Origin of the sequence: Candidatus Amarolinea dominans (assembly GCA_016719785.1) — a bacterium.
Taxonomy (GTDB): domain Bacteria; phylum Chloroflexota; class Anaerolineae; order SSC4; family Amarolineaceae; genus Amarolinea; species Amarolinea dominans.
The window spans coordinates 489,417-512,488 of record JADJYJ010000001.1 but is presented as its reverse complement, the minus strand read 5'-3'; the positions used below and the strand labels follow the sequence as shown (position 1 = coordinate 512,488).

Genomic DNA, 23,072 nt, shown 5'->3' with positions numbered 1-23,072 from the left:
TTTTTTGCCCGCGGCGGCTCTTTACAGGATGCCGATACGGCTGTGATCGCCCAGGGTCAGCTTGAGCGCCTTCGGCTTGATGGGCGAGCGTGCCACCTCGACGTAACGGCCGACCAGGCTGTCCTCGATGCGGCTCGCAATGCCCACGATACGGCTGTGTTCCAACACGATGCTGTGCTCGATTTCGCTATCCTCGATCACGCAGTGATGGTAGATGGAGGTGAACGGTCCGATGTAGCTGTTGATGATACGCGTGTTCTCACCGATGATGGCCGGGCCGCGAATCACGCTGTTGATGATCTCCGCGCCTCGCTCGACCGTCACTTTGCCGCCAATCTGCGAATCGCGATCCACATAGCCAAGCATGACATGTTCGATCTCGTCCAACACACGGCTGTTGGCTTCCAGCATGTCAATCGGTTTGCCGGTGTCAATCCACCAGCCGCGGTGGACGTAGGGATGAACCTGGTAGGCGTTATCTACCAGCCACTGAATGGCATCGGTGATTTCCAACTCGCCGCGCCACGATGGCTGGATGCCGTTGACCGCTTCGAAGACGTGATGATCGAACATGTAGATGCCGACCAGCGCCAGGTTGGAGCGCGGGTTGCGCGGCTTTTCCACCAGGCGCACGATGCGCTGGGTCTCGTCCAGTTCGGCCACGCCAAAGTGCTGCGGCTCGGCCACCGGCGTCAGCACAATCTGGCTGTTCCACGCGCTGGAGGCAAACTCGCGGATCAAGGGACTGATGCCGCCTTCGATGACATTGTCGCCCAGGAACATGACGAAGCGATCATCGCCCAGGAACTCCTGGCTGATCTTGACCGCGTGCGCCAGGCCCGCCGGAACCTCCTGCGCAATGAACGTCGTCTTCACGCCCCAGCGGCTGCCGTTGCCCACCGCCTCGCGCACCTGGCGCGCGTTGTCATCCACGCCCACCACGATGCCGATGTCTTGAATACCGGCATCGCGAATGGCTTCGATCACCCGGAACAGGACCGGTTTGTTGGCGACCGGCACCAACTGCTTGGCGTTCGTGTATGTCAGCGGATAGAGGCGCGAGCCTTTGCCGCCGCTCAAAATGAGTCCTTTCACAAAACTACCTCTCTGTCAGGGCTTCCCAATTGATTTCACCTGTAATATGGCCGCAAGCTGCGGTCAGGCGCGGCATTGTTCAACACGCTGCCCACGATGCGCGCGTTGACCTTGGCGAGCAGTTGCTGGGCGCGCTGTGCATGCTCCCGCCGCGTCCCGTTGGCATTGACAACCAGGAGCACCCCATCCACCTGCGAGGCCAGAATAGCCGCATCGGTCACCACCACCACCGGCGGTGCATCGAAGAGGACCAGATCGGACAGCGCGCTGAGCGCGGTCAGCAGCGCGGCCATGCGCTGCGACGCCAGCAGTTCGGTGGGGTTGGGCGGCAGGGGGCCGCTGGTCAACACGCGCAGCCCTGGCACCTCCGTCGCCTGCAAAACGGTCGCTTGCAGAGAGAGGTTCTGCAGGCCCTTTTCATCTGCCAGCGCCGTGGTCAACCCGGTGGCATTACTGATGCCAAACAGCTCGTGCTGGCGCGGGCGGCGTAAGTCGGCATCCACAATGATAACCCGGCGCCCCGCCTGCGCCTCGGTCACGGCCAGGTTAGCCAGCACGGTGGATTTGCCCTCTTCTGGCCCGGCTGAGGTGATGAGCATGGTGCGCAAGGGCCGGTCAAGGCTGGAGAAGGTGAGATTGGTGCGCAGGCCACGATACGCTTCGGCAATGGGTGACCGCGGGTCTTGCAGGGTCACCAGGTCTTTCGTTGTCATGATTCGTTTCCCTCTCGCTCGCTAGTCGGCCTGCGCGGGAATGGCGCCGAGCACCGGCAGCCCCAGGTGCTTTTCAACCGCCTGCGGGGTGCGCAGCACATCGGCATCCAGCCACTCCAGCCACAAGATCAGGATCGTGCCCAGAACCGCGCCCAACACCAAGCCGGCCGCGCCGTTCAGGGTGGGATTGGGCCGGAACAGCGGCGCATCAATGACATGGTCAATCACCTTGACCTCGATGCGGTCACGCTTGTCCTGTTGGTTGTAGTATGCAGTGCGTTCCTCCACAAAGATGTCGGACAGGGTCAGGGCAATCTGCCGGGCCACATCCGGGCGTTCATCTTTGGCATCAATCTGGATGGTGAAATTCGAGGAGTCGGAGCTGACCTCCGTGCGCTCCAGCAGATCGTAGGTGGTCATGTCCAACTGTGCGCGGTCAATGACCTTCTGCGCCATGTCATGGGTGTCAATGTTGATGACGAAATTGCGCAGCAGGTCCTTCGCGGTATTCCCCAGGCCCCAATCTGGCGTGCCTGGCACCACGCTCACCTTGGCGCTGGCGCGGTAAATTTTGGTCTGCGTCAGGCTGAAGCCAAACGCGGCCGCGGCCGCCAGCAGCGCCAGGGCGATGATGATCCAGCCGCGTTTACGCAGGATATTCAGATAATCTTGTAGTTCCATGAGCCTTGCCGACGTCTCGCTTCCGTTATCTGGCTGTGCAAGCCAAACGTCTGATCTCCGTTTGGGTAATGGGGGGCGTCTGTGATTCTACCACACGAATGAAAAAGCCCCAATCCCCAGCAATCAGGGCCGTTAGCGCCGGGGAATCTCAGCAAGCACCGCCAGCCCCAGGGCTTCAAGGTCGGCGCGGTCGCGCACGCAGGTATCCAGGTAATCCAGGAAGAAGCACAACGCCAGCCCGACCAGCAGCGCCAGGGCCAGGCGCAGTGGTAATTCGAGCTGCGCGCGCAGGCCCGGCCCGGCCGCGCTCACCTGGGGGCCGTCAATCAAGATGGCCGCGATCGGCACCGGCTCGGCGTCGCGATTGAGCAGGCCCGCGTAGAAGGCGCCCAGGTCGGCCTGCATCGTCTGGCTGATGGCGACCATGATCTGATTCAGTTCCCCGGCATGGCCCCGGCTGACGCTGAGGGTCAGAATGCGGTGCAGTTTGCCGGTCTGGGTGCTGCCTTGAATGGCGCCAGGGGAGAGGGCCAATCCGCTGTCCGCGAGGTGACGGCTGACGGCCGCAGCAAATGCGCTGCCCTTGACAATCTCGCTCAGGTCGTCAATCAGGTACTCGCTGCCCAACCAGGTGTAGTAGCGGTCGTAGGTGTAAACGCTGGCCGGCCGCGGCTCTGGCTGCAAACCAACGTTGTAGCGCATGGACGCCGTGTAGATAGGGGGCGGCGCTTGCCAGGGACGCAGCGTGATCAGGCTGAACAGGGCGACCAGCACAACCAGGGCCAGCGGCAACCACCAGCGGCGTAAGATGATGTTCCAATAGTGACGTAATTCCATAGTAAGATCGCCTCGTAAGATCGCCTCGATAGGTTCGGCGGTTGAAACCGCAGCAACGATTGCGAAGCCTGCCTGACGCAGGCTGACGATTGCGAAGCCTGCCTGACGCAGGCGGACGCGGTAGCGTCAGGGCGCGGCGTCGCGTAGGGGGCGGGTCGCCTGGCGCAGGGCCGCGCGATGCGCGTCCAGCTTTTGGGCGATGATGGTTTCCATGTCGCGACGGAAGCGCGCGGCGCTGAAACGTTCAGCATGGCGCCGAATCTGGTCAGGATCAAGAGTCAGCGATTCGAAGCGACGCACGGCCGCCTGCAATGACTCGACGCGCTGTTCACTGAAAAGGATGCCGGTTTCGCCATCCACAACGGTGTCGAACGAGCCGCCGCCGGCAAAGGCGATGACCGGGCGGCCGCACGCCTGCGCTTCCAGCGGGGCAATGCCAAAATCTTCCAGGCCAGGAAAGATGAAGGCGCGACAGTTCTGAAAAAGCTCGACCAGGCGCGCCCAGGAGACCCGGCCCAGGAAGGTGACGTTCGGCCCGGCAATGGCGCGCAGGCTGTCGAGGTCGCGGCCTTCACCATAGACCAGCAGGGGGAGTCCAAGCTGGGTGAAGGCGCGCACGGCCAGGTCAACCCGTTTGTAAGGAATCAGCCGGCCGCCGGCCAGGTAGTAATCGCCCGGCGGCCGGCCAGAGGGGACGAAGCGCTCGGTGTCCACCGGCGGGTAGATGATGGTGCTGGCGCGGCCGTAGTATTTTTCAATGCGCCGCTGCACCGCGCGCGAGATGGCGATGAAATGGTCCACCCGATCAGCCGCCAGCCGATCCCACAGGCGAAAATAGCTGAGTAGCGGGCGTAGGGCCAGATTAGCCAGGCGGGAGAGGCCGCCCTCGCGCTGCGCATACGAATCGAAGTTCCAAATGAAGCGGGTGGGGGTCAGGCAGTAGCAGAGGTGCAGGGTTTCCGGACCGGTGATGACGCCGTGGCAAAAACCGCTCTTGTTGCTGACGACCAATTCGTAGCGACTCAGATCGAACTGCTCGAAGGCCAGCGGATAGAGCGGCAGATAGGTCTGATGATGGGTGAAGACGCCAGGCAGGCGCTGCATGAACGAGGTGTGAATGTCCCAGGTGGCAAACGCGGGACGCTGCCGGGCCAGGGCCGACCAGTAGATGCTGGTGTAGATGGGCGGGCGCGGCCAGAATTGGGTCAGCGCTTCCAGCACGTTTTCAGCGCCCCCAACCTGGTTGAGCCAATCATGGACAATGGCAACAGACACGAGTGTGTTTCACTGCACTTTCTGCGGGCTAGCGCGCCCGCAGCAGGCTGCGTCTCCAGGCCACGAACAAGCCGGTCGTCAGCAGCGCCAGGAGAACCTGTGCGCTGCGCAGCAAGTTGGGGCCGGCGGGAGCCGCGGGGGTATGCGCCGATGAATCTTGCGCCGTGACCGCGCGGTCAGCCGGCGGCGCCATCAGTTCGATGATGGGGGCGCCGGTCGCGGGCACCGTGGTGACCAGCGCACCCGACGCGCCGGCGGATGGTGCGGGTGGGGGCATGGTTGTAGCAACTTCAGTGCCCGGTGCGCGCGACGCCATCACAACCGTGGTGGCCGTCGGCGTCGTCGTCGCCTGCGCGGCGGCCGCGACGACAATCTCTGTGGCAGCAGTCGGCGACGGGATTGCTTCTTTGGCCGCCGCAATGGCCGGCGTGGCCGCTGGAACCATTTCAACCACCACCGTCTCAGACGCCTTGAGCGCCATGGGCGCGCTGGCCGAAGGCATCGTCCGACTCAGCGTCAGGTCACCCACAGAAAGCACGATGAATAGCAGCGCGGCGATGGCCATGCCATTGCGCAGCAGGGCGGGGGAGAACAGCGTGCGCCACCAGGGCGCGGCCGCGTCACCCGCTCCCCGCGTCGGCATGACATCCACCTCACGCAGGGTGAACGAACGCGGCAAACTCGCGCGCGGCAGCGCCTTGACCAGGGTCACGGTCTGCTGCAAGGAGGCCAGGCGCCAGGCGGTCTCTGAGTCTTGCGCAAGCGCGCGTTCGACCTGGGCGCGCTCCTGCGCGGTCACCTCGCCGTCGAGGTAGGCCGAAAGCAGTTCGTCGGCGATCTTCAGTTGGGGTTGGCGATCAAGATGATTGCTGTTCATGGCGTATCACATTCGACACCGGGCTGTGCGCGGGCGGTCACCGGCCATCAATGTCATTTTCCAGACGGTAACGCTGGGGCAATAGTTCCGCACGCTGCATCAGCAGATCGCGCAGACGCGCGCGGGCGCGACTGAGGCGCGATTTGACAGTCCCCAGGGGCACATTGCAAATGTCGGCCACTTCCTGGTAGGGAACGCCCTCGATGTCGGCCAACACGAGGGTCAGGCGTTGATCGGGCGGCAGGCTGTTGACGCTGCGGCTGATGAAGGCGCTCAGTTCCTCGCGCAGGGCGCGCGCCTCCGGGCCTTCACCGGGATGAACCAACGCCTCCGCGTAGTCCGGGTCTTCGGCCAGGTCGTCCAACGAACTGACGCCGTGACGGCCTCGCGCCCGCAGCCAATCGTAGCAATTATTGGTGACGATGCGCAGGAACCACGCCTTGAACGAGCCGCCGCGGTAGGTCTTCAACCCCCGAAAGGCCTTGATCGCGGCTTCCTGCACGGCATCCGCGGCCGCGTCGGTGTCATCCAACATGCGATAGGCCACATTGTAGGCCAATGCCTGGTGATGTTGAAGCAGTTGGTTGAAGGCTCGCAGTTCGCCGCGCACAGCGGCGGCTATCAAGGCTTGTTCATCCATAGTCGGTTGGCCTGGTGCCGGCCGACGTCAGCTTGCCTGCTGGCGCCGCCTGGCGTTTTAGTCTACTTGACGAAACGTTCATCTTGCACTATACTGCACTATAGTCTTACAGCGCTTTCGTAAACACCTGCCTCCAGCACGCCGAAGTGGCGGAATAGGCAGACGCGACGGTCTCAAAAACCGTTGAGGTGCGAACCTCGTGTGGGTTCGAGTCCCACCTTCGGCATCGGATTATACCAGGTGTTTACGAAAGACGCTAAACCTTTTTGGAGGAATGAAGGGGCTGGCCCGGCTCCGGTGCGGTGTTGTTGCCCACCAGACCAAGCAGCCCTTTATTTTATGGACTTACACCAGCGACACTTGGCCTGGTTTGTGTCAGTGTGCGGCCCCGTGCTCATGCTCGTGGTCATAACCGCGCTGCTGACGGGGTGTGCGCTGCCGCAGATCGCATCCAATGCCGCGAATCTCAGCCTGGATGACAAAGAAGCGCGTGCGCTCCAGATTGCCCAGGAGTATGTGGCCGATCAGAATGTAGACAAGGCGAAATCGAGCCTGACAGATCTGCGCTTACCCAATAGCGCGCAGTGGGTGGCGCTGGTGGCCGAGAAGTACATCGGCGAGCAGCGCGACCGTGAGCAAACCCGTGCGCTGGTCTTACTCGCCCAGGCCCTGGGCAGTGGCAGCACACGCATGGCGCTCTTTGTCGCCACGCCCACACCGACTCACTCACCGACGCCGCTGCCGACGGCCACACCAACGCCTTCGCCCACAGCGTCCCCCACCGCGACGGCCACTGCGACACCTTTACCAACCGAAACGCCGACCGCCGCGCCCACGGCAACGAAGGCGCCGCCAAAACCAACCGTGGTGAGGGCGACGTCTACGCCGCGGCCCCCCACGGCTACCCCGAAACCGTCGGTAGATTATCGTGTCATCAAGGCCCGGCTGTTATCCAAAGATGAAAATCATGGTTGTGAAGGCAACCATAACTTCTACTTCCAGGTCATTGATGTCAACGGGGCGCCGGTCAACGGCGCGGTTGTGCTGCGCATCTACTCTGGCGAAACCAGCGTTGCGGGCAGCAAAGACTCCCCCTGGATGCTTGGCACGCAGGACCAGGGCTGGGGACAATTCGACATCTACAAGAACGGCGATCAACTGAAAGTGATCGCTGACCCGTCCAAAGGCGAAGTAGCCAGCGAAGTCACGCGCGCGATGGGTGTTCGCGATGAGGAAATCCCGATTCCTGAACTCATCGGCGCCGGCTATTGTAGTTCTGAAGCGGAATGTACACAGTTGGTGGCTGAAAACCATCTCTGCCGCTTCCACTACTCCTACGAAGTCATATTCCAGCGAACCTGGTAAGGGCAGACAATACCGACGTGTGACCTTGCCCCGCCGGTCACGCAATCAATATCAGCGACTCAACCCGCAGGTCGCGCCATCATCCCGCTACAGAAATCAGCACGACGGGAGGGTAGCAACTTTGAAACAAGACTTGATCCGAAACACCCCACTCTTTGCCGACCTGACGGCGGCAGAGCAGGAGGCCATCTGCGAACGGCTGTATCCAGAGCAGTTTGCACGTGGCGCGCCGATCTTCGAACAAGGAGACCCGGCAGAGCACCTGTATCTGATCCAGTCAGGCTGGGTGCGCATTGTCGGTCCCGAAGGCGCGGCCCTGGCCAGCCTCGGGCCGGGCAGTGTCTTCGGCGAAGCCGATGTGTTCCTGGGGCGCACGCGCAGCACATCCGCCCTGGCCGTGGCCAACATCGAAGCCTTTGTTCTGCACAGCAGAGACCTGAGCGCCTTGCTGGAGCGCAACCCACAGATGGGTGTGCGCCTCAGCCAGGCCTTTGGGGGCAACCTGGCGCAGATGGAAAGCTATCTGGCCCAGCGCTTGAGCGATCTCCCCGGCTTCGGCGACCTGCGCAGCGACCAACTGGCGCAGGTGGTACACCATCTGCGGTCGCAAACCATCGCACAGGGCCGCAGCGTTTTCCAACGCGGCGAGAAGAGCAAGGGCCTGTACATCATCGAACAGGGCGCCCTGCAGATTGGCAGCGGTGACAGCTTCGTAGAACTGATGCCCGGCCAAATCGCCGGTGAAATGGCGCTCTTGGCCGACAAGCCGCATACGCAGGATGCCCGCGCGGTGGAAGAGACCCTGCTGTGGTTCCTGCCCCGCAATGACTTCAGCGCCCTCACCACAGTCATTCCTGAACTACGCACCGTCCTCAGCCGCAACCTGCGCAGCACACTGTCCGCGGCCGATCAAACCAGCGCCGTCAATCAACTGCGCACGATGCCCCTCTTCGCCGGTGTGTCTGACGAGGTCCTGCGGGCCATCGCGCGGCGGATGCTGCTGCAGCACGTGCCCGCACGCCAGATCATCTTCCGCCAGGGCAGCGCAGGCGAAGCCCTCTACCTGGTAGAAAATGGCGACATCGAGCTGACATCGTCCCTGGAAAGCCCGGACGATGTGCTGGCACGCGTGGGCGTGGGCGGCTTTTTTGGCGAAATGTCTCTGCTCACCGGCCGCCCCAGCGCGGTCAACGCACGTGCCGTCAACGAAACCAATCTCTGGGTTCTCTACCGCAAGGACTTCGAGGAACTGACCGGTCAGTATCCTGCGCTGAGCATGGCCATCAGCCGTGCCCTGGCCGCACGCCTGGCCGATGCCGACGAACGTTTCGTTGATCGGCACCTGCAGAGACTGCCGCTGTTTGCCGGCCTGTCCAGTCAGCAGTTGGACGACGTGGCCTCTCATTTGACGCCGGAGCGCTTCCGTCGCGGCGAGACGATCTTTGTGCAAGGCGAGCCGGGCCACACGCTGTATCTGATCGAAACCGGTCGCGTCAGCCTGACCACTGTGGACGGCGGGCAAGAGTACGAACTGCCCACGCTGCACAGCGGCGATTTCTTCGGCGAGCGATCCTTGCTCACCGGGGACTCACACACCACCTCCGTCGTGGCGCAGACCGATGTGGATTTATGGACGCTGGGCCGCGAGGACTTCGAGTCCCTGGTGCAGCACTATCCAAGCCTGGCCCTGAATATCAGCCGTGCCCTGACGCGGCGCCTGCACCAGAGCGAAAACCGCCCCATGCAGGTGCGCCAGGCGCAGACAACCGTCACGGCGTCGCTGCCGGTCGCACCGGCACACCCGCTCATGGCGCCCCGCGCGACGGCGCCCATGCCAGCGGCGCCATCGCGCCGCCCTGCGCCAATGGCGTCGGCCGCCGCATCGCAAGCGCCGGCCGGCCTCTTTGGCGCGATCTGGGGCCTGGGACAGTCGGCCAACAATCTCTCCATCTGGTTCCAGTCACGCACCACCGGCACCAAACTGCGCCTGGTGGCTGTCATTCTGCTCTTCATCTGGCTGTGTGGCATTGCAGCGCCGCTCAGTCTGTTCAATGCCATCAGCCAGCGCAACGCCAGCTTGGGCGCGGCCAACCTGGTGGCGCTGACGCAGCGGAGCTGGCGCAACACCGTCGGTTCATCCGCGCCGGCGTTGGCGCTCAAGAGCGGCCAGACCATCGCCCTGGCGCCCGCACTCCCCAGCCTGCCGACAACCCCCACCTGGACGCCGGCCCCCACCGAAACGCTGATTCCAACGGAGACGCCGCTGCCGACCGCGACCCCCACGGAGACACCGCTGCCCACCACGACACCCCTGCCGACCGCAACGCCGACCAACACGCCGGCCCCTACCGCCACGGCACGCCCTGCGCCCGCGGCCGCACGCGTGGCGCCGGCGCAGCAAAAGGCGGCCCCCCAGTCCGAAGCGCCAAAATCTGGCAATCAGTACGTGCTGAAGGAAATGCGCCGTCTGACCCCGTGCGAGAACAAGGGCAACCACAACATCTTCGGCCTGGTCATTGATGCGGCCGGCAACCCCATTGACGGCATCACCTTCATTCAGACGCCGGGCGATAACCCGGGCGAGGTTCTGGACAAGAACGTCAGCGGCTCCAAGGGGCCGGGCAAGTTCGAATTCGTTATGTGGAAGGGCGCGCAGTACGCGGTCTTTGCCACCAACGACGGGCAAAGCCCCAGCGGTAGCGACATCGCCCGCCCGATGCACTCCAACTTCATTGACGAAGCCGAATGCGCCCCTGGCGAAGGCGGCAACACCCTGTTCCATAACTCCTTCGCGGTCGTTTTCGTCAAGACCCGCTAACGCGGCGCCGTCCCGCGGCGAACCAACAACAAAAAGATGGTCAAGGCCCACGTCCTTGACCATCTTTCTTTTTGGGGCTTGCTTCGCGAATCGCACGCTCTATGTTACAATAGGCCCGTTCTGCCGGGCGGGCAGACACAGTCAGTTCAGGAGACAACAGACGAATTGAAGACGATCAAGACGATCAAGACGATCAAGAAGATCAAAAAGATTAAGATGAGACCCATGCTCATGCTGCTGCTGATCCTATCTCTCGCCGCGTGCAACCAGGTTGCGCCCCCCACCGCATCGCCGGTTACGCCGCCAGCGGTCGCCACGGCCACCAGCGAACCTGCGGCCACGCGGACATCTGAACCAACCACAGCGCCGACGGCAACACCGGCGCCGCCAACAGAAACGCCCACAGTCGAACCGACCGCCCGGCCCACGCTCGACCCGGCCGCCCTGGACAAGTCCACGCGCAACATCAAACAGAAGAACCTGCCCACCTGCGTCGTGGACGGCGTCACCCTGCGCATTGACCTCTACCGCCTGCCCGAAGTCAAAGGCCCGACCCCGACGATCATCTACATTCATGGCGGTGCGTGGATGAATGGCAGCAAAAAGGGCGGTTATGGACTATCGGTGATGCCGCAGTTGGTCGTGCGCGGCTACTCCTTCATCGCCATCACCTATCGCCTGGCGCCAGAGGCCAAATTCCCGGCCATGATCGAAGACATCAAATGCAACATCCGCTTCTTGCGTGCGCACGCCGCGGAGTACAATCTCGATCCGACCCGCTTCGGCATCCTGGGCAACAGCGCGGGCGGGCACCTGGCCGCCCTGGCAGCCGTCACCGATGAACGCGCCGGCTTCGACGGCGCCGGCGGCTATGCCGAGCAGTCCAGCCGGGTCCAAGTGGCCGTGGACATGTACGGCCCCACCGACCTGACTGCACCCGAAATCACCGAGAAACCGGAATTCAAGCGCATGATCCAACAGGTGTTTGGACTGACCGACTCCACGTCAGACTTGCTGTGGCGCGCCAGCCCCCTGTTTCAGGTCACGCCCGATGACCCGCCCACCCTCATCGTGCATGGTGAACAGGATACAACCGTACCCTTGCAGCAATCACAACGTTTCTACGATCAGTTGAAAGCCGCCGGCGTGCCCACGGAGCTGATTCTGGTCAAGAATGCCGCACACGGCCTCGTGCCCGAGGGCGGCGAACTCAGTCCCAGCATTGACGAGGTCAATCGTCGGATTGCCGATTTCTTCGATCTCTATCTGCGCCTAAACCGTTGAGGTAACAGGTGTCAGCACGATGACCGGGATGGGTCGCCCGCCGGTGCGCACCTTGTAGGCCTGATAACCGGGATAGAGCTTGACCGCGGCCGCCCAATAGGCGTCGCGTTCCGCGCCCTCGGTCTCCCGCGCGAGGTAGACGCGCTCCTGCCCGCGCAGCAAGACGCGGGCCTGCGGATGGGCGCGCAGGTTGTGATACCAGGCCGGGTAGTGCGCCTGACCGAAGTTAGAGGCAAAAACCACCAGGCGTTCGCCATCTTCGACGGCCACCAACGGCACGGTGCGCGGTTGACCGCTCTTGGCGCCGGTCGTCGTCAGCGAGATGATGGGCAACCCGGCCAGCAGACTGGTGAAAGAGGCGCGGCCCTGTGTCCAACGCAGAACCGGCCGATCCAGGCGATGCATCAGCCGGGCAAACAACCAGGAACCGGGCTTCGACCAGGCGAGGGGCAGAATCAAGCGCCGCCAACCACTGGGTACACGCACGTTGGGCGTCAAGGGCGTCTCCATTTTCTTTCAGATGTAACTATTCAGGCATCCTACGCCGACCGACATTGCCCCCCCCCGGGGGGGCCCCCCCCCCCCCCCCCCCCAGGCGCGATTTCAATCGCTTTCCGATTCACTCCACAAACGCCACAACTTCGATCTCCACACGCGCATCAGCCGGCAGCGCCCCCGCCTGAATGGTGGAACGCGCGGGCGGGTTGGAAGCAAAAAAGCGCGCGTACACGCCGTTGAAGGCTTTGAAATCGGCGATGTCGGCCAGGAAACAGGTGGTCTTGACGACATTTTCCATGCGGCTGCCGGCGGCCTCCAGAATCGCGGCCAGGTTCCTGAGCGCCTGCTCGGTCTGTGCTTCCAGGCCATCCACCAGCTTGCCCGTTGCCGGGTCCAGGCCCAACTGCCCGGCGGTGTAGATCAGGTGTCCCACTTTCACCCCTTGCGAATAGGGACCGAGCGCCGCGGGCGCGTGCGGGGTCGAGATGATTGTCTTTGACATACGCTTCACTCCGTGTCGAAAAGTTTACTCAGCCAGCGCTTGTTCCAGCAACTGGCGCACCACCGTTTGATTGGCCTTGCCGCGCGTGGCCCTCATCACCTGGCCGATCAGAAAGTTGAGCAGATTGAGGTTGCCCGCCCGATACTTGGTTGCCTCCGTGGGGTTAGCCACGATGACCTCGCGTACGATCGCGTGCAGCGCATCGCTATCGCTCACCTGGGCAAGGCCTTCCGTCTCCACAATGTCCGCGGCCGCCTGGCCGGTTTCCAGCATGGTCGCGATGACCCGTTGCCCGATGTTGCGGTTGATGATGCCGCGATCAAGCAGGGTCAGCAGCGCCGCCAGGTTGTCGGGCGTTACCTTGAGCGACCTGATGTCCTGGTTCGCACTGGACATGGCGCTGAAGAGAGGCCCAGTGATCCAGTTGCAGACCTCACGACCCGCGCCGCCATAGGCAGCAACCGTCGCTTCGAAGTACGCGGCTACCGCCTGCGTCGCGACCAGGGTTGCTGCATCGTTGAGATTGAGTCCATACTGCGCCATGAAGCGCGCCTGCTTGGCGTCGGGCAGTTCGGGCAGGGTCGCGCGCAACTGCTCCACCAACTCCCGCGTAATACGCAACGGTGGCAGGTCTGGCTCCGGGAAATAGCGATAATCATGCGCCGATTCCTTGCTGCGCTGCACAAACGTGCGTCCTTCCGCCTCATTCCACCCCAGCGTCACCTGCTGCAGCGTGCCGCCCCGCTCGATCGTCTCGATGTGGCGCTTGACTTCGTACTCCACCGCGCCGCGCACCGCGCTGAAGGAGTTCAAGTTCTTGATCTCCACCTTGACGCCGTATTCACCCTGGGCGGCCTGCAACAGCGTACGCACCGAAACGTTCGCCTCGCAGCGCATGGCGCCCTTCTCCATGTCGCCGCTGCTGGCGCCGATGTAGCGCAGAATCGTGCGCAGCTTGGTCAGGTAGTCATACGCCTCCTGCGCGCTGTTGAGATCCGCTTCGGTCACGATCTCCAACAGCGGCATGCCCGACCGATTGTAGTCGAGCAAGCTGTAGGTGACGCCATTCTGGTTCATGTGCTTGGACTTGCCGGTATCTTCCTCCAGGTGCGCGCGCCGTACGCGAATCACCTTCGGCCGGCCGTCATCGCCGGTGATCGTCAGACTGCCGCCCAGGCACAATGGCAGCTCATATTGACTGATCTGATAGCCTTTGGGCAGGTCGGGGTAGTTGTAGTTCTTGCGCGCAAAAACGGCTGTTTCGGCAATCTCAGCAGCGAGGGCCAGGCCGGTGCGAATGGTCTGCTCCACCGCGCGGCGGTTGATGACCGGCAGCACGCCCGGCATGCCCAGGCAGACCGGACAGACGTGTGAGTTGGGCGGCGCGCCAAAGACGGCCGCATCGCACGCGCAGAACATCTTCGACGCTGTTTGTAGTTGGGCGTGGACTTCCATGCCGATGACAACTTGGTATTGGGTCATGGTCAACTCGTTGAGTAAGGGTATCTTCTCAATTTATAGGGGCGCACCCTTGCGGTCGCCCACGCGGGCAGGTGCAAGGCCATGCCCGCTCACTCGCATTATACTCGCATTATACCATCTTCACCGCGATCACGGAAAAGAGCCTGAGAGAGCGTCACCGCCGGGGAGTGCGGGCGTCTCGCCCGCCGCTCATGTCCCCAACGTATCACGGGCACGCCTGAGTTGCCAACCTTTTGGCAACATTGCAACTCCGCTCTTGACACCGTATGCATGTTGGGTTAAAGTTATACTGCAAGCGGGCACGAATTGCGTCTGTTTCCTTAGGCGAAAAAGTGAAGTCTATTCCCGCTTGCAGCATAGCAAGACATTATCGCCCTCCGATTGAGCGAACGAAGTCATGCGTCGTACACACCTGGTTGGCCGTCTGGTCAACCCTTGAAAAAATCGAACTGGACATTGAGCATGAACGATGAAACCCCAATCAACAACGCCGCGCCGGTGCATGCACCGCTGACGCGCTGGGATCGCAACTTCAAGCGCAACGTGGCCGTTGGCATGATCCTCACCGGCCTGCTGCTGATCTACCTGAGCCGGGCCGTGATTGCCACGCTGATCATGGCCGCCATCCTGGCTTACCTCATTCATCCGATGGTTAACCGGTTGATGCACCTGCGCCTGCCGCGCGGCCTCGTGACCGGCCTGGTCTACCTGTTCGTCGTTTTGCTGCTGATCTTCGTCCCCATCATTCTGATCCCGGTGCTCATCGAGCAGATCAGCACCATTCAGATCCCCTGGAACGATCTATACGTCGGGTTCCTGAAATGGTTCGAGGACTTCCCCCTGACCCACCCGTCCCTGCGTTTGTTGGGCTTCGAATTCGATCTCGGCCCCTGGTACCAGCGCATCAACAACGGATTTTCACAATTTCAGATTGACCAGATCTTCAGCCCGGAAACGGTCATCAATTACATCTCCCAGGCGCTGCGTTCTGCCTCCACCGTGGTGGGCGTGGCGACCGGCGTGGCCTCAAATGTGGTCGTCGGGATCTTCACATCACTGCTGGCCTTCCTCCTCACGCTGCTCTATTCGTTCTACATGGTCAAGGACGCGCCTCGCATGCGCGCCTGGGTTGAGGGCTTGTTCCCCGCCACCTACCAGCCAGAGATGCAAGAGCTGATGCAGCGCCTGGGACGCATCTGGCAATCGTTCTTTCGTGGGCAGCTCGTGCTCTGTTTGACCATCGGCACCGTCACCACCCTGGCCCTGGCCATCATCGGCATGCCCGGCGCCATCCTGCTCGGCCTGTTGGCCGGCATCCTGGAGATCATCCCCAACCTCGGCCCCATCATCGCCATGGTCCCCGCGCTGCTGGTCGCCCTGCTGCAAGGCTCGATCACGATCGAGATGTCAAATACCTCATTTGCCCTCTTGACCGTGGGGGTCTACGTGTTGATTCAGCAGGCCGAGAACAACATCCTGGTGCCGCGCATCATCGGCCAGAGCGTCAATCTGCACCCGTTGGTGGTGCTGGTTGGCGTTATCGTCGGCGCCACCCAGGCCGGCATCCTGGGAGCCTTTCTGGCCGCGCCGGTGCTGGCCACCCTGCGCGTGGTGGCCGGTTACATGTACGCCAAGCTGCTCGATCTGCCGCCCTTCCCCGCGCCTGACGCGCCAAGCGCGGGGACGCCGCCTGGCTGGCGGCAGCGGCTGACCAGCGCCTGGCAAGGGTTGCAACAGCGCCTGGCGCGTGCCGCTGTCCCTGCGCAGTCAAACGCCGACGCGCCGGCAGCAGAGACCGAAGATACGGCCTGAAACAAACGCTCGGCAAGGCAGGAGGACTCATGCCCATTCGTTTTCCCTTCAACGGCACTTTTCACATGAGCCAGAAGTTTGGCGGTAACCCCGCTTTCTATGGCCAATTCTCGTACGACGGCGTGCCCCTGAAAGGCCACAATGGACTCGATTATGGCATGCCTAACGGCACCGCAATCGTGGCGGTGGACGACGGCGACGTGATCGAAACAGGCTTCGAGGCCAACGGCTTCGGCAACTACGTCAAACTGCAGCACCGTTGGGGCGAGAGCCTGTATGCGCACCTGGAAAGTACGACGGCCAAAGAGGCGGACAGATTCACAGCAGGCGCAGTCATCGGCATCTCGGACAACACGGGCGCCTCCACCGGGCCGCACCTGCACTTTGGAGTTCGCATCAATCCCTACTCGCGCAAGGATGGCTGGGGCGGCTTCAGCGACCCTGAGCCTTACCTGGCCGGTACGCAGCAACTCCCCGGTGAACAGACGCCACAGACCTGCCTGGCGCTGGTGCTGCCTGGCGACACGCAGCCGCTGGGCTGGTACCGCACGGCCTGGAGCAACGAGAAACAGCAGCGCGAGCAACTGACGCGCCGCGTGGCCGCGCTGCAGGAGCAGTTCGACGTGGAGCGCGCTGACCTGCGCGAGCAAGCCGATATCTGGCGTGACCAGGTGGCCCTCCTGGTCACGGAATACACCGGCAGCCAGCCAACCACCGACCCCATCCTGGCCCTGCGTGCGCTGATCAAGCAGCTCAAAGCAGCCATTGATCCCACTGACCCCGGGAATTGGGAGAAACCGTAGAGAAATCCGTCTGCTGATCGCATTTGGGATAACAGCCACGAGATGTGGATAACTTTGGGGAAAAACCCCTACCGCGTCGTGGATACTGGGGATAAGTGCATCTTTTTCCCAACCCTATCCCAACCGCCGGCAGCCCTAGATATGTGCCTTGCACACCCCGCGCGCCACTACATCTAGTGGTCAACGATTTGTACCACGGTTGCACCAGGCCACGAGGGTGAAATTTGGCCGGTCAGTTATTCTACTTGAATCCACAATCTATCCAGAACAGGCCCCCGCAGCAGGCCACAAGATGTAGTGCCCCAGCGCCTTGTCACCCCAATCCCTTGTGGTAAAGACCAGCAGACGACCCCCTTATCCACAAATCCACAGCCCCTACTACTACAACTAACTTATCATCATCTACAAGACGAATGACAACCTAACTTCTGCGCAGACTTTCGATTGACCCAAATAGATGCTCGCTGTATACTAACGACCAGTGAAATTTTGCCGTATTGCGCTGTCAGGATCCCATGGGAGGTAGGCAATGACTCATGATCAGTTGCGTCATCTGACGGCCAAGGAGAAGCTGGCCCTGCGGGAATACCTGCTGCGGCTGCGACAGGTATTCGGCAGCGAAGTGCTCTCTATCAAGCTCTATGGCTCCAAAGCGCGGGGAGATCATCACGAAGATTCCGATCTCGATCTGTTGGTGCGGGTGGAGCAGGACAACCGGCAGGCCTACGCGAACATGTACTTGATTGCCTCGGACATCGAATTGAAATACGACCTTATTTTGGGCATGATGTTGGTAGGTCCAGCACACTACAACCTAATGCGCCGATTGGGGGAGCCGTTGTACGGAAATGTCCAACGGGAGGGAGTCGAATTATGGACGAGGACACCAAGCTCCTTATTTTGGCCGAAGCCGAGGAGTTCGTGGCGCGTATGGAGCGATACCTGAAGGATGTCGGCGCTTTGCCAGAGCCAGCGCCTTGAGCGACATCCGACCGTTCCTCTGAAGAAGTTGGAGGCGCGATGGCAAATCAGACAAGGCTCGCCCCCCGGGTACTGACGCTGGAGGAAACGGATGAACGGATGGGCGAATCTACAAATGGCGGTAACGCATGGAAACGTTAGCTGAAATTCGCGCCCGACTGGTGGCCGGGCAATTCGAGTTCAGCCGGCACGCCCTCCGGCGCGCGGTGGAACGCAACATCAGCGAGGCCGAAATCCGGCAGGCTGGAAGGCGCGCCCGGATCATCGAGGACTATGCCGATGACAAGTACACGCCGAGTTGTCTGCTGCTCGGATTCACCGACGCGGAGCGCCCCTTACATCTACAGGTCTCTCGCGCCGACGCCGAACTGGTCCGCATCATCACGCTTTATGAGCCGGACCCTGCCGAGTGGTATAATTACGTCGAACGGAGGTGAGCATGTTTCGTTGTCAGGTGTGCGGCAGCACTGAGGCTCGTTCTGAGGTAGTGAGCGAAGTGTTTCTGGTTGACGGACTGCCGGTGTTGGTCGAGGATATCCCCGCAGTTGTTTGTGCGCGTTGCGGCGACGCAACGTTCAGCCGCGTGACGACCGAACGGATTCGGCGCATGGTCCACGGCCAAACGCCTCCCGTCAGATCTGTGCGCCGATGTTTTTGCCTATGCCTGAGTCTCGGCGCTTGCCTTGGCAGATCTCGCAGATTCGGTGACTTCCAGAAATAGCCGATGCCGGCCCGAAGGCCGACATCGTTACTCCTTCTACTCATGGTAGATGAGCTAATTTTATTATAGCACACGGAAGCCAAATGTCAATGGGTTTTTTACATCAGACAGGAAAATCACTGCTGTCTCTGGTGAGCGCCGATGCCCGCTATCCCGCGGCGCTCAGGGCTTTTCTCGGCCAGACGGCCCCTGCGGTCGTCTCCGCGCTGGGCGACCCGGCCCTGTTCGACAGCCCACCGCTGGCGCTCTTCTGCTCAGCGCGCTGTCCCGGCAGCCTCATCGTGCAGGCCACCGACCTGGCCCACGCGCTGGCCGACCGCGGCGCGGCCGTCATCGGCGGCTTCCACACGCCGGTGGAGCGCGCCTGCCTGGAGATTCTGCTGGCCGGCGCCGGACCGCTCATCGTCTGTCCCGCGCGGGGGATGGTCAAGACGATTCCTGCTGAATTTCGCCAGCCGTTGGCGGCCGGCCGGCTGCTCTTGCTCTCGCCGTTCGCCGAAAGCGAGCGCCGCGTCACGGCCGAGCTGGCGGCCGCGCGCAACCGCTTCGTCGCCGCGCTGGCGGCGCGCGTGATCTTCATCCACGCCGCGCCCGGCGGCCGCACCGAGGCCCTGGCGACCGAGGTGATCGGCTGGGGCAAGCCGGTCTACACGTTGGCGCATCCGGATAATCGGAACCTGGTGGATGGGGGGGCGATGGACGTGTGTACTCTCGTGGGGAGATAGCCCTTGGCGTCAAGAAGGGTTTTCAACAGGAATCGCTTGTCTAATTTGACACGTTCTTTCTTTCTGAGGATAATGTGTGCAAATTGTAAAGTTTCATTTTGTTTTTTACACACATGAACAAGAACGCCTCTTCACCCGATCACGATCAGCTTTATCAAAGCGCCGAAGCCCAGGCCGGTTACTTCACTGCCGCCCAGGCCAGGCAGGCCGGATTCAGTCACGCCTTGCTGTCGCACCATGTGCGAGCAGACCTCTTCGAGCGCATCTACCCGGGCATCTATCGCTTGAAACGTTTTCCGTCCTCGACTCATGAGGACCTCTTTGTCGCTTGGTTGCGCGCTGGCCAGAATGCTGTCATATCGCACGATAGCGCGTTGGCGCTCTATGACCTCTCGGACCTGCTGCCCAGTGAGATTCATTTGACTGTATCACGTACCGCTTCACGCCGCCATCCTGGCCTGCGCCTGCACACCAATCGGCTAGAACCTGGCGACGTCACTACTTATGCAGGTTTACCCGTCACGACCGTTGCGCGCACGATCAGCGATCTCGCTGCCAGCGGGCTGCCCGAAGAATTGATCTGGCAAGCCGTCCTGGAGGCGCTGCGACGTACACTGACCACGCAAGAACAACTGCGCGCGATGGCCGGCCGCCGTAGTGGCCGCGCATACAGATTGATTGAGCAAATACTCACTCCCTGAGGAGACGAATGGTTCTGTTTTTTTGTCTACCAGGCGGTTCTATGCTATGATTCGGTCAATCGCCCGATAGGTTAAATGACCGAAAGGAGCACATCATGAACGGCTGGCGGGCAAGTCCCTCCCTGGAAGTATTCACCAATCGTGTCCACGAGCTGGATATCCTGGCGCAGGCGGCCGCGGATTTGGAGCGCGGCCGGCCACGCCACATTGCCTTGTTTGGCTTGCGCCGTATCGGCAAAACGCTGCTCTGCCAGGAACAGATGCGCCACCTGGCTGCGCAGGGGCGGGTGATCCCTGTCTACATGAACCTCGAAGGCATCTGCACCTCCCCGGAGTTGTTCGTCCAGCGCTACATTGGCCTGGCCTGCTTCTGGGCTGTGGCCGGCGGACAGGGCAGTGTTGAACCGTACCTGCGCGTCGTGGATCTGCTCCAGACCCCGGCTGCGGCCGTCCCTGTTGTCCTGGAAGCTATTCGCTTTCTGATTACTGCACTGGGACGCGAAGTGACCGACCCTGGCGTGCTGCTGCACCTGGCCTTCGACTTTCCAGATCGCCTGGCAATCGCCCTGGAACGGCCCATCATGTGCTTCCTGGACGAATTCACCGAATTGTCGGCCCTGGCGAAGTTCCCGCAGGTCGGCAATCCGTACAAGCTCTTCCGCTCGGCGATGCAGCAGCACGCCCACGTAAGCTACGTGGTGACCGGCTCCGCCATCACAGCCATGGAGCAGATGGTGCGCGACCACAAGTCTCCCCTCTTCTTGCAGTTGCGCGCGATTGAACTGCCACCGCTCACCGCCGAAGACACGCAGGCCTTGACCACAAAGATCATCGGCCGGCCGCTGAACTCCGCTGCCCAGGCCGAAGTGTACGTGCATACGGCCGGCCATCCGTTTTACGTGACGGCGATAGCCGAGCGCCTGCGTGAGCTGGCGCCGGATGAGCCGGAGGCAATCAGCCCGGAGCAGGTCGCACAGGCTTTCGTGCTAGAAACGCTCGACGCCCGCGGACAGATCTACAATTATTGCCGCTATTTGGATCTCGCCAGCGCGGTATGCCGCTCTCAAGGCGCTGCTCCAGATCCTTGCCGAGGAGGACGGGCTGACATTGACCCAAGCGGCAAGTCGGCTGCATCGCAAACCATCGAGCGTCCAGGATTATCTGCGCTGGCTGATTGATGTTGACCTGCTGGTGATCAGGGAGCAGCGCTATTTGCGGGTTGCTACATCCAGAGGTTGGCCCGCTGTACTGCTGAGCGGCCGCGCCCGCCCCGGCGCAAGCTGGGCCAGATAACCCGACATCGCTGTCAACTACAAAGCCCGACCAGTTCCGGTCGGGCTTTGTGGTGATTCGTTGCCGGTTCGACCGCGCTCACACCCCAATTTCGTTGGCGACCACGCTCTCGTCCAGTTTCTTGTACAGCGCCGCGGGTTCGCGCAGCGCCTGGCCCACGGGCAGGCTGCCCGGCTCCCAGCGGCCGATCGCCGGGCTGCCGTCGTAACGCAGCACCTGGTGCGCGCCGCGGGCGTCGCTGACGGTTTCGGTGACCTGGCGGCCAAACAGTTGCCCGTCATAGCCCAGGTACTCATGCACCAACTGCGACGTGTGGGGCAGCACCGGGCTGTAGAGCGTCTTCAGCCAGTCAATCGCCTGCAGGGCCACGTACACGCTGGTGGCCGCGGCCTGGGCGTCGGTCTTGATCGTCTTCCAGGGTTCCTTGTCGTTCAGATAGCGGTTGACCTCCTGCGACAGGCGCTGCGTCTCGGCCAGGGCAGCCTTGAACTTGCACGCGGCGTAGAGACTGCCCACCGACTCGAAGCCGCTGCGCACGGTGGCGAGCAGCGCCTCATCGCTGGCGTCCAGGGCCGCGGGCGCGGGCACGCGCTGCTCATAGCGCTTGTAGGCAAAGCTGAGCATGCGGTTGACCAGGTTACCCCAGTTGGCTAACAGCTCGTTGTTGATCCTCGCCACGAACTCTTCCCAGGTGAAATCGCTATCGTTGCTCTCCGGCGCCATCGCGGTTAGCACGTAGCGCCACGGATCAGGATCATACCGCTCCAGCACATCGAGAATGGCAATGACGCGGCCGCGGCTCTTGCTGAACTTGCTGCCCGACATCGTCAGATACTCATTGGCCGGCACATCGTACGGCGTCCCCAGACCGCCATAGCCCAGCAGCATCGCCGGCCAGATGATGGTGTGGAAGGGGATGTTGTCCTTGCCGATGAAGTTGTAGATGCGCACATCCACGCCTGCATCCCACCAGGCGTGCCAGGCGTCCGGTTGACCGCTGATCTGCGCCCATTCCTGCGTCGCGGACAGATAGCCGATCACCGCGTCGTACCAGACGTAGATGCGCTTAGTCTCGAACCCCGGCACGGGGATTTCCACACCCCAGTCAATATCGCGCGTGATGGGCCGGCCGCGCAGCTCATGGCTCTCGATTTGCGCCTTGCTGAAGTTGAGGACGCTGGCGCGCCAGTGGGCCTTACGGCCATCGTTGATCCAGGCCTCCAGCGCGGGGTTGAGCCGCGCGAGGTCCAGGAAGAAATGCTCCGTATCGCGCGCTTCGAGGTCCGTGCTGCCGCTGATCTTACTGCGCGGATTCTTCAGTTCGGTCGCGTCATAGGTGCTGCCGCAGTTATCGCACTGATCCCCGCGCGCCTCGGTGTAACCGCACACCGGGCAGGTGCCTTCCACATAGCGGTCCGGCAGCCAGCGCTGATCGCTCAGGCTGTAGATCTGCTTCTGTGTGTCCCGGTAAATATACCCTTTGCGCAGATGGGTCAGGAACATGTCCTGGGTCACAGCCCAATGGTTGGCCGTGTCGGTGTGCGTGAACAGGTCGAACGTCAAGCCGAGCTTGAGATAGCATTGGATCATCAGGGGATGAAAGCGTTCGACGATCTCCGCGGGCGTCACCTTCTCCTGGTCGGCGCGCACGGTGATGGGCGTCCCGTGCGTATCGGAGCCGGATACCATGAGGACGTTGTTACCCCGCAGGCGATGATAGCGCGCAAAGATGTCCGGCGGCAGGTAGGCGCCGGCAATGTGCCCGATATGTTGTAGCCCGTTGACGTAGGGCCAGGCGACACAGACAAGTATGTTCTCAGCCATGGTTGCACCAGCTCTTGATTCCGGGATGTGTGATCTCATGCATCTCATCCACGGAAGGTTCGGTTGAAGCGGTCTGCTTCAAGGACGATTTTACCATAGGGCCGCGGGTTGCCCAATAAACCGTCTCAGAGTAAAATAGCCCTGA

21 protein-coding genes, 1 tRNA gene and 1 pseudogene are annotated in these 23,072 nt (G+C 62.0%); 12 read left to right on the top strand and 11 right to left on the bottom strand.

All coding sequences use genetic code 11. The annotated features are described in order from the left end of the window. Positions 1-21 precede the first annotated feature (21 nt). The 7 genes from IPM84_02570 to IPM84_02540 form a co-directional block, all read right to left on the bottom strand. On the bottom strand, positions 22-1,095 hold the full coding sequence (locus IPM84_02570; protein ID MBK9091656.1) for a glucose-1-phosphate thymidylyltransferase: 1,074 nt from the start codon (positions 1,093-1,095) through the stop codon (positions 22-24). Positions 1,096-1,130: 35 nt separating this feature from the next. Continuing rightward, positions 1,131-1,808, bottom strand: a complete 678-nt coding sequence (locus IPM84_02565; GenBank protein ID MBK9091655.1) for a CpsD/CapB family tyrosine-protein kinase — start codon at positions 1,806-1,808, stop codon at positions 1,131-1,133. 21 nt (positions 1,809-1,829) lie between these two features. Continuing rightward, positions 1,830-2,489: a hypothetical protein gene (locus IPM84_02560; protein MBK9091654.1), complete on the bottom strand. Its 660-nt coding sequence runs from the start codon at positions 2,487-2,489 to the stop codon at positions 1,830-1,832. Positions 2,490-2,621: 132 nt separating this feature from the next. Beyond that, complete coding sequence (locus tag IPM84_02555; protein ID MBK9091653.1) at positions 2,622-3,326, bottom strand: hypothetical protein; 705 nt, start codon at positions 3,324-3,326, stop codon at positions 2,622-2,624. A 126-nt stretch (positions 3,327-3,452) separates the two neighbouring features. Further along, positions 3,453-4,601, bottom strand: coding sequence for a glycosyltransferase (locus IPM84_02550; GenBank protein ID MBK9091652.1), 1,149 nt, complete (start codon positions 4,599-4,601; stop codon positions 3,453-3,455). Positions 4,602-4,629: 28 nt separating this feature from the next. Next, the gene (locus IPM84_02545) at positions 4,630-5,478 is read right to left on the bottom strand and encodes a zf-HC2 domain-containing protein (protein ID MBK9091651.1); all 849 of its coding nucleotides are present in this window, start codon (positions 5,476-5,478) and stop codon (positions 4,630-4,632) included. Between the two features lie 37 nt (positions 5,479-5,515). Continuing rightward, on the bottom strand, positions 5,516-6,118 hold the full coding sequence (locus tag IPM84_02540) for a sigma-70 family RNA polymerase sigma factor (protein ID MBK9091650.1): 603 nt from the start codon (positions 6,116-6,118) through the stop codon (positions 5,516-5,518). Positions 6,119-6,258: 140 nt separating this feature from the next. On the opposite strand from IPM84_02540, the gene IPM84_02535 reads away from it, so the two are divergent. The 4 genes from IPM84_02535 to IPM84_02520 all read left to right on the top strand — a co-directional run bounded on the left by IPM84_02535 (position 6,259) and on the right by IPM84_02520 (position 11,585). Continuing rightward, a tRNA-Leu gene (locus IPM84_02535) sits at positions 6,259-6,344 on the top strand. A 170-nt stretch (positions 6,345-6,514) separates the two neighbouring features. Further along, positions 6,515-7,483, top strand: coding sequence for a hypothetical protein (locus IPM84_02530; GenBank protein MBK9091649.1), 969 nt, complete (start codon positions 6,515-6,517; stop codon positions 7,481-7,483). Positions 7,484-7,604: 121 nt separating this feature from the next. After that, positions 7,605-10,301 (top strand): cyclic nucleotide-binding domain-containing protein, encoded by a 2,697-nt coding sequence (locus tag IPM84_02525; GenBank protein ID MBK9091648.1) that lies wholly within the window; start codon positions 7,605-7,607, stop codon positions 10,299-10,301. A gap of 165 nt (positions 10,302-10,466) precedes the next feature. Continuing rightward, complete coding sequence (locus IPM84_02520) at positions 10,467-11,585, top strand: alpha/beta hydrolase (protein ID MBK9091647.1); 1,119 nt, start codon at positions 10,467-10,469, stop codon at positions 11,583-11,585. Here the strand turns inward: IPM84_02520 and IPM84_02515 are convergent. The 3 genes from IPM84_02515 to gatB form a co-directional block, all read right to left on the bottom strand. Further along, positions 11,574-12,083 (bottom strand): nitroreductase family deazaflavin-dependent oxidoreductase, encoded by a 510-nt coding sequence (locus IPM84_02515; GenBank protein MBK9091646.1) that lies wholly within the window; start codon positions 12,081-12,083, stop codon positions 11,574-11,576. The two genes, IPM84_02520 and IPM84_02515, sit on opposite strands and share 12 nt — an antisense overlap. A 121-nt stretch (positions 12,084-12,204) precedes the next feature. Beyond that, positions 12,205-12,585: a RidA family protein gene (locus tag IPM84_02510; protein MBK9091645.1), complete on the bottom strand. Its 381-nt coding sequence runs from the start codon at positions 12,583-12,585 to the stop codon at positions 12,205-12,207. Between the two features lie 24 nt (positions 12,586-12,609). After that, complete coding sequence (gene gatB, locus IPM84_02505; GenBank protein ID MBK9091644.1) at positions 12,610-14,073, bottom strand: Asp-tRNA(Asn)/Glu-tRNA(Gln) amidotransferase subunit GatB; 1,464 nt, start codon at positions 14,071-14,073, stop codon at positions 12,610-12,612. 456 nt (positions 14,074-14,529) lie between these two features. Here gatB and IPM84_02500 point away from each other — a divergent pair, with 456 nt between their 5' ends. From IPM84_02500 to IPM84_02465, 8 genes and pseudogenes are all read left to right on the top strand, one after another. Further along, positions 14,530-15,879, top strand: a complete 1,350-nt coding sequence (locus IPM84_02500; protein MBK9091643.1) for an AI-2E family transporter — start codon at positions 14,530-14,532, stop codon at positions 15,877-15,879. 29 nt (positions 15,880-15,908) lie between these two features. Continuing rightward, entirely contained in the window at positions 15,909-16,682 is a 774-nt protein-coding gene (locus tag IPM84_02495; GenBank protein MBK9091642.1) for a M23 family metallopeptidase, read from the top strand. 529 nt (positions 16,683-17,211) lie between these two features. Next, positions 17,212-17,628, top strand: a complete 417-nt coding sequence (locus IPM84_02490) for a nucleotidyltransferase domain-containing protein (protein ID MBK9091641.1) — start codon at positions 17,212-17,214, stop codon at positions 17,626-17,628. A gap of 163 nt (positions 17,629-17,791) precedes the next feature. Next, positions 17,792-18,100: a DUF4258 domain-containing protein gene (locus IPM84_02485; GenBank protein ID MBK9091640.1), complete on the top strand. Its 309-nt coding sequence runs from the start codon at positions 17,792-17,794 to the stop codon at positions 18,098-18,100. 2 nt (positions 18,101-18,102) lie between these two features. Beyond that, positions 18,103-18,331 (top strand): annotated as a pseudogene (locus IPM84_02480) (YgiT-type zinc finger protein). A 142-nt stretch (positions 18,332-18,473) separates the two neighbouring features. Further along, complete coding sequence (locus tag IPM84_02475) at positions 18,474-19,109, top strand: DNA-processing protein DprA (GenBank protein MBK9091639.1); 636 nt, start codon at positions 18,474-18,476, stop codon at positions 19,107-19,109. Positions 19,110-19,222: 113 nt separating this feature from the next. Beyond that, positions 19,223-19,810 (top strand): type IV toxin-antitoxin system AbiEi family antitoxin domain-containing protein, encoded by a 588-nt coding sequence (locus tag IPM84_02470; GenBank protein ID MBK9091638.1) that lies wholly within the window; start codon positions 19,223-19,225, stop codon positions 19,808-19,810. Positions 19,811-19,905: 95 nt separating this feature from the next. Continuing rightward, positions 19,906-20,988: an ATP-binding protein gene (locus tag IPM84_02465; protein ID MBK9091637.1), complete on the top strand. Its 1,083-nt coding sequence runs from the start codon at positions 19,906-19,908 to the stop codon at positions 20,986-20,988. A 193-nt stretch (positions 20,989-21,181) separates the two neighbouring features. Here the strand turns inward: IPM84_02465 and IPM84_02460 are convergent, their stop codons facing one another. Further along, complete coding sequence (locus IPM84_02460) at positions 21,182-22,927, bottom strand: methionine--tRNA ligase (GenBank protein ID MBK9091636.1); 1,746 nt, start codon at positions 22,925-22,927, stop codon at positions 21,182-21,184. Between the last annotated feature and the right edge of the window lie 145 nt (positions 22,928-23,072).